Genomic DNA, 9,783 nt, shown 5'->3' on the forward strand with positions numbered 1-9,783 from the left:
TTTAAGTATCCTCTTTATTCATTGAACAGTAAATAAAGGTAAATATAAATAAAATACTTACAACAAGACAAGACAGAGCGTATGCAACACCGAGTTCAAACTTAGAGAAGGCTTCTTCATATATCTTGAGCATAAGTGTTTCGGTACTTCTCATCGGTCCTCCGCCTGTCAGCACAAAGATTACATTAAAAGAGTTAAATGTCCATATACCTACAAGTGTTAATGTGACAAAGAATACTCTTTTTATACAAGGGCAGGTTATATGGATAAAACGCATGAAAACACAGGCACCGTCTATTTTGGCACTTTCATACAGTGAAGGGTTAATATTTGAAAGTCCGGATATAAATATCATAGCTACCATAGGGATACCAAGCCAAGCATCTACAAAAGATGCGGCAAAAAAGGCCGCTGTAGGACTTGAGAGAAAACTTATATTTTCATGTATCAGTCCGAATTTTTGAAGATAAAAATTAAGATAGCCGTAGTTTCCGTCAAAAATCCACTTCCATACAACAGCAACAGCTACCTGCTGCATAGCCCATGGAAGCAGCGTCAGAAACTTCAATACCTTTGAAAAGTACATATCACTGCTTAAAAATAATGCAGTTATAAAACCCAGCGAGAGCTTTAAAAACAGTGTAAAAGCGGTATACCTGAATGTAAGTGATAATGTAGGCAGCAGGTATTTTGAATTGAATATTTTTTTGAAATTGTCAAAGCCTATAAAACTTCTGTGACCGTCTATGATTGCAATCTTATAAAAAGACCCCGATATAATATGATATATCGGGTATCCAAACAGTAATGCTACTGATATAAGTAAAGGCAACAGCAATATATACGGTTGAAAGTCTTTTTTTATATTTGGGAAGATTCCATGTCTATTGTGCAACTTGTGACTGTGCCTCATCTAACGCCTCTTTTGCTCCCATCTCACCGGTAAGAGTTTTTTGCACTGCGGTAAGGAATGCTTTGTTAAAGCTGTCCCAGTCAGCCACCTGCGGTTCACTGATTCCATACTCTATGCTTGCTGCAAACGGTTGCATAAATTCACTTTTGAATCTTTCGTCATTAAACTCTTCTTTCAGTATCGGGAACCAACCGAAGGCTTCTGAAACAGGTCTTTGATATTCAGGCTGCCCCATAAATTCAACAAACTTCCAAGCCAAGTCTTTGTTCTTACTGATACTTGAGATAACATAGGAGTCGGTTACCAAAGTCTCGGCCTGTTTCTTGCCTGCAGGAAGTATTGCAACCTTATAAGGTGATTTATCAGCCGCCTTATCAAGGGTTTCCTTCTCCCAAGGTCCTGATACAAACATTGCAAGATTGCCGTTTGCAAATAATGTGGCCTGGTCTTCTCTTGCAGTGCTTACAACATCGGGAACAAGTTTTTCATCATTGAATTTTTTCAGGTACTCAAGTGTAGCTACATTTTGTGAAGTGTCAAAGGTTATTTCACCCTTGTCATCTACAAGAGCACCTCCGTTTTGATATATAAAGTTCAGAAGTTCGTCTGTACCGCTTGTAATATCTGTAGGTATGGAAAATCCGTATATGTCGGGATTTTTTGAATGCACATCCTTTGCGACGGACAAAAGTTCATCCCAATTGGTAGGCGGAGTCTCTATAAGGTCGCTTCGGTAATAAAGCGCTCTTGATGAAAACGCCATAGGTATACCGTATTGCTTTCCGTCTACAGTTCCGGTTGCCAGTACTGATTCAACTCTGTCTTTTTTGAAATCATCAGTTATATGAGAACTGAGATCTTCTGCGATACCCAGTGTAGCAAGTTGCTTTAATGTTCTTGAACCTGTAAGCATTATATCAGGTGCGTCACCGGCTTGATACAGTGAGACAATTTTTGAGTTGAGTTCGTCCCAACCTACAGAGACTATCGCCACCTTAACACCCTCATTTGCCTTCTCAAATCCTGAAATACCGGCGTCAAGTTCCTTCTTCAAATATCCGCTGTCATAGCCCGGTACAAGCAGTTTTAAAGTTTTGGAATCTGTTGATGTAGCGGATGTGGACTCTAAGGAAGCGGCAGTTGACTGAGTGTCATCCGTTTTTTGTGAAGATGAACACCCTGTAAGTAATGTACCTGCAAGCATCATACTTACAAGACCGAATGATAAGATTTTTTTCATAATTATTATTTATAACCTTTCTTTTGTATTAGACGGAGTAAATTATAACAAATAGTATAAATAACATCTATCTGTATTGAAAAAAACAATATAATGCAATGATTTATTTGAAAAATATATAATTATATCTGTGATTTTATATTAAAATATTCTGAGAAAGGTATATTAAGATTATGAAAAGTAAAGATGAACTGTTAAAGTTACTTGCAGAATATGTTAAAGATATGGAAGATGAAAAGATAAAGGATGTAGCAAGAGCGTATCTTGAAGCGGGATATCCGGCAAAAGACGGTATACTTGACGGGCTTACAGTTGGAATGAAAGAGGCCGGAAAGCTTTATGATGAGGAAGAGTACTATATCGCCGAATTGCTTTTATGTGCCGATGCGATGTATGCCGGAATAGATGTATTAAAGGCTGAAATAAAAAAAGATACTGAAAAAAAGACAAAGGCGGTAATAGGTGTAATAGATGGTGATACACATGATATAGGTAAAAATCTGGTAAAGATAATGCTTGAAACGGCGGGATTTGATATGATTGACCTTGGCAAGGATGTGGCGGCAAAAGATTTTATAAAGGCGGCCATAGATAATAAGGCAAGTCTTGTATGTATGTCGTCACTTATGTCTACGACCATGTACGGTATGAAAAAAGTAATAGATGGGCTTGTAGAATGTGGGTATCGTGACAGTGTAAAGATTATGGTAGGCGGAGGCCCCGTTACAAAAAGTTTTGCAATTCAGATAGGTGCTGACGCATATTCGGACAATGCAATAGAAGCTGTAAATGTTGCAAAGAGACTTTGCGGGTTAAACTGATATGACGGCAGATTTATGTGATTGTAATGTAGAGATATTTGAAAATAACAGTTTATATAATAAAAATGTATATGAGCTTGACGGAATATTGCAATGCTTTGACAATGAAAACGCACTTAATCTTATATACAGGTATATCTTAAAATATAACAGCCTGAAAGATTATACAAGATTAAAATTGCAAATCAAATTAGATACCGTGGTTGACGGACTTATAGATGAAGCAAAGAATGCCTTGAATAGCGGGTATAAGATAATAAGCCTTGCAGACCCTCTTTCAGGAATGAAATTTTTGGGAGAGAGAGGTGCAAGGATTTATATTAAAAAAATATTTACAGACTTTCTTGTCAGGTTAAAAAAACTGTGTGAGAAATATGGCGGACATATTCATATTTGTCCAAGATTAAGTTTTTTACTCTACAACTATTGTGAGCTTTGTATTGAGTTTAAAAATGTAAGACTTTCTAAAGCGTATGATTCACTGCTTGAGGCCATACTTTTTGAGAGTGTGGATACAGTGACGGCCTGTAAATGTATACATTTTTTGGGAAAAGTGGATGAAATCACAGTACTTAGATGGGAGCGGTATGACAATACTTGATTTTTTGAGAGAAAATAATATATGTTTGGATGCCGCCTGCAACGGACTTGGAATTTGCGGAAAATGTAAAATAAAAATCGGAAATCTGAAAGCCTTTGAAGGCGAAAGAAAAGTGCTGGGTGATAAAGATATAGATGCAGGATACAGACTTGCATGTATGCACTCTGTGGATGAATGTGACAAAGAGATTATATTAAAGGATATTAAAGAAAGCACCGGCAGTGTAGTACTTGTGGACGGTTTTATGCCGAAGGTGAGTCATACAAATATATGTGATAAATACGGTATAGCTATAGATATAGGTACCACGACAGTAGCTATGGAACTTATAGACTTGAGCAATGCCGCTATAATAGCAAAAGCGTCGGATATAAATTCACAAATCGCATTCGGATTTGATGTAATGAGCAGGATTGCATATACCATGGAAAATGTTGACGGGTTTTTTAAGCTTCAAAAGAGTATTGTGCATACTTTAAATATGCTTATAGATAAATTGCAGGCTGATACAGGTAAGGTCGGAGAAGATATAGCAGAAATAACTGTGGCGGCAAATACAGTTATGTGCCATATTTTATTGGGTGAGAGTGTGGAAGGCCTTGGAAAATATCCTTTCTCACCTGTATTTACAAAGAGTAGGAGTGTGGCAGCCTCAGATATCGGAATAAAATCAGATGCAAAAGTCACAACATTGCCTCATATATCAGGTTTTGTAGGTTCGGATATAGTTGCAGGAGTGTATGCAAGCGTATTATGTAAGGATAATAAAAATGTACTCTTTATAGATATAGGAACCAACGGTGAAATGATTTTGAAATCCGGAAATAAGTTACTTGCGACCTCATGTGCCACAGGACCTGCACTTGAAGGCATGAATATATCATGCGGTATGAGAGCGGGAGAAGGTGCTATAGATAATTTTTGCATTGATGAAAATAAATTAAGCTATACAACTGTCGGAAATAGAGCTGCTGTAGGTATATGCGGAAGCGGAGTACTTGCAATGGTCAGAGAGCTTCTTAAAAATAATATTATAAACGTTAGGGGAGCTATAGATATTGAAAATCAAAAGAAAGCATATGATTTTATAGCCTTTGATAAATCAGATAAACCTTTTATAAAGATATCGGATGATATATATTTTACATCTAAAGATATAAGACAGGTACAACTGGCAAAGGGTGCGATATTGTCAGGGATTTTGGCACTTGTAAGTAAAGCAAAGCTTGAATTAAAGGATATATCGAAGGTATATATTGCAGGTCAGTTCGGTAAGTATATTAGTGTAGATTCTTTCTTTTGTGTCGGACTTTTACCGATTGAATTTTTTGATAAGGTTGAATACCTTGGAAATACTGCATTGGCAGGGGCATATACGGCACTTTTAGATAAATATGCAATAGAGGATATGAGTTTACTCTCAAATAAAACCGAATTTTTTGAGCTTTCAAGGATTGATAATTATGACAGGATTTTTGCAAAGGCTTTGAGATTTAACGGAGAAAATATATGAAACTTAAGATTCACAAAAATGATAAGATGACACCCGATGAAAGAGCAAGGGCAATTGCCGAAAAAAGAGATTATGATAGAATAATGATGGATCCTTTTTTAGGCGAGATAAAGGCGAGGCTTATAGGCAAGAATACAAGACAATATTGGAGAAATGAAGATAATCTTGTTATGGGTGATGTGGAAGCTGTGAACAGATTCGGACTTGACGGTATGGGAGTCGGTCCGAATGCGTACGGTATAGCGGAAGCAATGGGAATTGTGCCTCACTATCCTGAGCAGGGTTTAATTTATGTGGAAAAGCATCCGATAGACAGTATAGAAGAGGTGGAGAAGCTTAAAGATATTACACTTGATAGCGGAAGTCTCAGAATGTACTATAATGTAACTGCAAGACTTAGAGAGATTGCAGAAGGGTTTTGCGGTGTAGGTGTTTCGGTTTCAGGTCCTATAACATTGGCAGGATTTGTACTGGGAACGGATAAGCTTTTAAAAGCAATGATAAAATCGCCTGATAAAGTACATATTTTTCTAAGGTATATCACAGAGAATGTAAAATATGTTGTTGATAAGTTTTCGGCACTTGATGTGGGATTTTCTATGGCTGACCCTATAGCGTCATGTACTATGATAAGCCCGAAGATGTACAAAGATTTCGCATATCCGTATACTGTTGAGATAAGCTCATATATAAAAGAAAAGTCGGGCAGAGCACCAAGCTATCATATCTGCGGCAATACAAGAAAAATATGGGAGTATATAAAGGAGTTGGATATCGGCGTTTTCAGTGTGGACAATGAAATGGACATTGACGAGACTTGTGAGTTTTTTGCAGATTCAAAGATGATTGCAGGTAATGTGGCTCCTGTAGCCACTATATGTAACGGTAGCAAAACTGATATAGAAAGAGAAGTAAAAAAATGTATACTTGCAGGGAGAAAGTGTAAAAATGGATTTATGCTTGCTCCCGGATGTAATCTTCCTTTGGTTACGACAGATGAGAAGATTGATATGTTTTTGGACACAGGCAGAAAATATGGTATCATGATATAAACATAAAATTTGCGGATTGGAATATATTATGATAAAAGATAGGGAAAATGCCTTGGCAGGTGCCAGATGTATTATTCAAAACTGGTTGGAGGCAAAGGAAAGTGAAGTGATACACTTTATAACCGATGAAAGCCATGTAAAAGAGGCTGATATTTTTGAGCTGGCAGCCTTTGAATGCGGAGTTGTTCCGAAGATAAGTATACTCTCTTTGGACGGAGTGCAGTCCGGAGAGGTGATAGATAAGATGAAGAACACCATGTACTACTCGGATGTGATAGTGGGTGCTACACATTATTCATTTGTAACTACGGAGGCTGTGGAGTTTGCACTGAAAAAAGGCTCGAGATTTTTGTCTTTTCCTATGCATACAAACGACGGAAGTTGTATATTTGAAAGAGAATTTATAAGGATGAGCCCGAAGCAGGCAAAGAAAATGGGAAAGTCTGTAGCACAGAGTATAACGGACGCTAAAGAGGTTGTGGTAAAAACAAAGAAAGGAACAAATGTTGCTTTTTCTACAAAGAACAGAAATGCAGGCATATTTGCAGGAAGTTGTACAAGAAAGGGTAAGATTGACTCTTCAAGTTTTGAGGTGTATGTACCGATTGTAGAGACTGCGACAAAAGGCAGAGTCATAGCTGACGGTTCACTTGGTTATCTTGGGAAAATAAGCGAACCGATAGAGCTGATATTTGAAGCCGGCTACTTGGTAGAGATAAACGGCGGAGAGGATGCTCTCAGATTAAAAAAGTATATGGAGAGTTTCGGTGACAAGGAGATTTATTGTGCTGCGGAACTTGGTATCGGACTTAATACAAAGTCAAAATGTGACGGTATTTGCTATATTGAGGATGAGTCTGCATACGGCACATTTCATATAGGGTTTGGAAGAAATATCGCACTTGGCGGAATGCATGAGGCAAGGGGACATTTTGATATTGTTACACACAGCCCCGATATATTTGTTGATGAAGTTGTTATAATGGAGAATGGGGAGTTTATTATATAAACCTTAAAATATTCATACTATTATCGTAAGTAAATTGTAATCAAATATTGCATTTTAACAGCGAATATTCTATTATATACATAAAGAACCATATATTTATCCATAAATATATAGTTTTGTTTGTTATGGGAATATATCATTTTTTACATTAAGCAGTGACTGAGCATTTTGATATTTTCCGAAAATAATAGAAAGTGAGAAGCATATGGAGATTTTAAAACTGATTGGTGTGCTGGTAGTAATAGTAGGTCTTGCTTTGAAACTGGACACACTGGCTACGGTAGTGGTTGCGGGAATTATAACAGGTTTCGTAGCAGGAATGTCGCCTTTGGATATTCTTACGGTGCTGGGAAATGCATTTATTTCACAGAGAATATCTACACTTTTTGTACTTGCACTGCCTGCAATAGGTATTTGTGAGAGATACGGACTTAAGGATAAGGCTGTAGATTTGATAAAGAAGATTGCAAATGCCACTACAGGAAGGATTTTGTCACTTTATCTTGCAATCCGTGTGTTTGCAGCGGCTACATCGCTTCGTATAGGTGGACATATACAGTTTATCAGACCTCTTATACATCCAATGTCAAGAGGTGCGGCTGTAGCAAAGTACGGAGAGCTTAGTGAGGATGTGGAGGACGACATCAAAGGACTTTGTGCCGGCGTTGAAAACTTCGGAAACTTTTTCGGACAGAACTGTTTCCTCGGTGCTTCAGGTACACTCCTTATAGTAAGTACACTTACAGAGCAGGGAGTCAATGTAATGAAGGACGGTAATCCTGTGCCTGTAGACGTACTCGGAATAGCTATGTGGTCTATTCCTATTGCTATAGTTTCTGTAATACTCGGAATTATATATTTCATCATTTATGACAGAAAACTTGAAAAAGCATTGGGGGGTAAATAATGGACAGTGTATTAAAACTTTCTGAGATTGCAACATGGGGTATGTCAAAAATTGTTGCAGAGATTTTCTTTATAATCATAGGTATAGTTTTCATCCTTGTAGGATTAAAAGCACTTGCCGACAAGCAGTTTGCAAACAGAAATACAAGTGCATTATTTTGGTTTGTTGTGGCATTTACATTTATAGCAGGTCCTTATGTACCTAAGTTTATAACAGGAATATGTGTAGTGCTTATGGCGATACTTACAGCTATAGGTAAGGTGGGACAGAGCGCCAGTGATGTGCCTACAGCCGAGGAGACAAGAGCTAATGCGAACAAACTTGGAAATAAGATTTTTATCGCACCTTTAGTGCTTGCACTCAGTGCATGGATTATCGCTACGGTTTGGAAAAAGCTCGGTGCAAACAATGCTGTAGGACTTTCGGCGATAATTGCATTGATAGTTGTATTTGCAGTAACAGGTTCAAAGAAAGAGTATGCCGTAAAGGACGGAACAAGACTTATGGACAATATAGGTCCTGTAGGACTTTTGCCACAGGTATTGGCGGCACTCGGTGCATTGTTTACAGCTGCCGGAGTAGGTGATGTTATTGCAAAGGGAATTGAGATGGTAATTCCACATAACAACAGACTTATTGCGGTTATAGTATACTGCCTTGCAATGGCAATTTTTACAGCCATTATGGGAAACGGCTTTGCCGCATTCTCGGTTATTACTGTAGGTATAGGTATTCCTTTCCTTATCAATCAGGGAGCAAATCCTTTGGTAGTAGGTGCTATGGGTCTTACGGCAGGTTATTGCGGTACTTTGATGACACCTATGGCGGCAAACTTCAATATTATGCCTGCGGCGCTACTTGAGACGAAAAACAAATATGGTATAATAAAGATGCAATTGCCGTATGCAATAGCAATGCTTATAGCACATATTATTTTGATGTATATATGTGCGTTCAGATAGAAAGGACAGTTATGAGATTATTATTGACAGCCTTTGACCCGTTTGGCGGGGATGCAATCAATCCTGCACTTGAGGCGGTTAGATTGGTATCAGAGAAAATAGGAAGATTTGATGTTATAAAGCTTGAAGTACCGACAGTCTTCGGAAAGTCCATAGAGGCGGTGGCAACAGCTATTGAAAGTACACAGCCTGATGTGGTACTTTGTATCGGACAGGCAGGCGGAAGATATGAAATAACACCTGAGAGAGTGGCAATCAATATAGATGACGCCAGAATCGCAGATAACGAGGGCAATCAACCTATAGACAAGAAGATATTTGAAGACGGAGAGAACGCATACTTTACTACATTACCGATAAAGGCGATGGTAGAGGCAATAAGAGATGTCAATCTTCCGGCAGCCGTTTCAAACTCTGCAGGAACATTTGTATGCAATCATCTAATGTACGGTGTGCTTTATACACTTGCAAAGAAGTATCCTCATATCAAGGGAGGATTTACACATGTGCCTTTTATACCTGAGCAGGTAGCAAGAAGGACACCTGTAGCTCCTTATATGGCACTTGATGATATAAGAAGAGGACTTGAAGCGGCTATATCCGCCATTGATAAGCACTTTGACGGTGATATAGATGTAAACGGAGGAAAAGAGTTTTAAATAACTTTTACAAAACCTGTTTTGGAAATCCAAGGCAGGTTTTTTTAAATAAACCTAGATTATTCATGTCAACGCCATGAAAGTGGCTGAAAGCCCCATTATTACT

At 38.0% G+C, this 9,783-nt stretch carries 10 protein-coding genes; 8 read left to right on the forward strand and 2 right to left on the reverse strand.

Annotated elements, in window-relative coordinates:
* Position 1 precedes the first annotated feature (1 nt).
* Positions 2–913 carry a carbohydrate ABC transporter permease gene (locus tag ACO6FI_RS08470; RefSeq protein ID WP_485456957.1) on the reverse strand — a complete coding sequence of 304 codons (912 nt, stop codon included), beginning with the start codon at positions 911–913 and terminating at the stop codon, positions 2–4.
* Positions 885–2,153, reverse strand: a complete 1,269-nt coding sequence (locus ACO6FI_RS08475) for an ABC transporter substrate-binding protein (RefSeq protein WP_485456958.1) — start codon at positions 2,151–2,153, stop codon at positions 885–887. The genes ACO6FI_RS08470 and ACO6FI_RS08475 overlap by 29 nt, the downstream gene beginning before the upstream one ends.
* A 173-nt stretch (positions 2,154–2,326) precedes the next feature.
* Between ACO6FI_RS08475 and ACO6FI_RS08480 the strand changes: the two genes are divergently transcribed.
* The 8 genes from ACO6FI_RS08480 to pcp all read left to right on the forward strand — a co-directional run bounded on the left by ACO6FI_RS08480 (position 2,327) and on the right by pcp (position 9,677).
* Positions 2,327–2,974 (forward strand): cobalamin B12-binding domain-containing protein, encoded by a 648-nt coding sequence (locus ACO6FI_RS08480; RefSeq protein WP_485456959.1) that lies wholly within the window; start codon positions 2,327–2,329, stop codon positions 2,972–2,974.
* A 1-nt stretch (position 2,975) separates the two neighbouring features.
* On the forward strand, positions 2,976–3,575 hold the full coding sequence (locus ACO6FI_RS08485) for a hypothetical protein (protein ID WP_485456960.1): 600 nt from the start codon (positions 2,976–2,978) through the stop codon (positions 3,573–3,575).
* On the forward strand, positions 3,562–5,088 hold the full coding sequence (locus tag ACO6FI_RS08490; RefSeq protein ID WP_485456961.1) for an ASKHA domain-containing protein: 1,527 nt from the start codon (positions 3,562–3,564) through the stop codon (positions 5,086–5,088). Before ACO6FI_RS08485 ends, ACO6FI_RS08490 begins: the two co-directional genes overlap by 14 nt.
* Positions 5,085–6,140, forward strand: coding sequence for a uroporphyrinogen decarboxylase family protein (locus ACO6FI_RS08495; RefSeq protein ID WP_485456962.1), 1,056 nt, complete (start codon positions 5,085–5,087; stop codon positions 6,138–6,140). Before ACO6FI_RS08490 ends, ACO6FI_RS08495 begins: the two co-directional genes overlap by 4 nt.
* A 28-nt stretch (positions 6,141–6,168) precedes the next feature.
* The gene (locus tag ACO6FI_RS08500; protein WP_485456963.1) at positions 6,169–7,149 is read left to right on the forward strand and encodes a 2,5-dihydroxypyridine 5,6-dioxygenase NicX family protein; all 981 of its coding nucleotides are present in this window, start codon (positions 6,169–6,171) and stop codon (positions 7,147–7,149) included.
* Positions 7,150–7,354: 205 nt separating this feature from the next.
* A complete protein-coding gene (locus ACO6FI_RS08505) occupies positions 7,355–8,056 on the forward strand; it encodes a DUF969 domain-containing protein (RefSeq protein WP_485456964.1) in 702 nt (233 codons plus the stop codon).
* Positions 8,056–9,018: a DUF979 domain-containing protein gene (locus ACO6FI_RS08510; protein WP_485456965.1), complete on the forward strand. Its 963-nt coding sequence runs from the start codon at positions 8,056–8,058 to the stop codon at positions 9,016–9,018. The genes ACO6FI_RS08505 and ACO6FI_RS08510 overlap by 1 nt, the downstream gene beginning before the upstream one ends.
* An 11-nt stretch (positions 9,019–9,029) precedes the next feature.
* A complete protein-coding gene (pcp, locus tag ACO6FI_RS08515) occupies positions 9,030–9,677 on the forward strand; it encodes a pyroglutamyl-peptidase I (RefSeq protein WP_485456966.1) in 648 nt (215 codons plus the stop codon).
* Positions 9,678–9,783: the final 106 nt, after the last annotated feature.

Source organism: Lachnoanaerobaculum sp. (assembly GCF_057250505.1).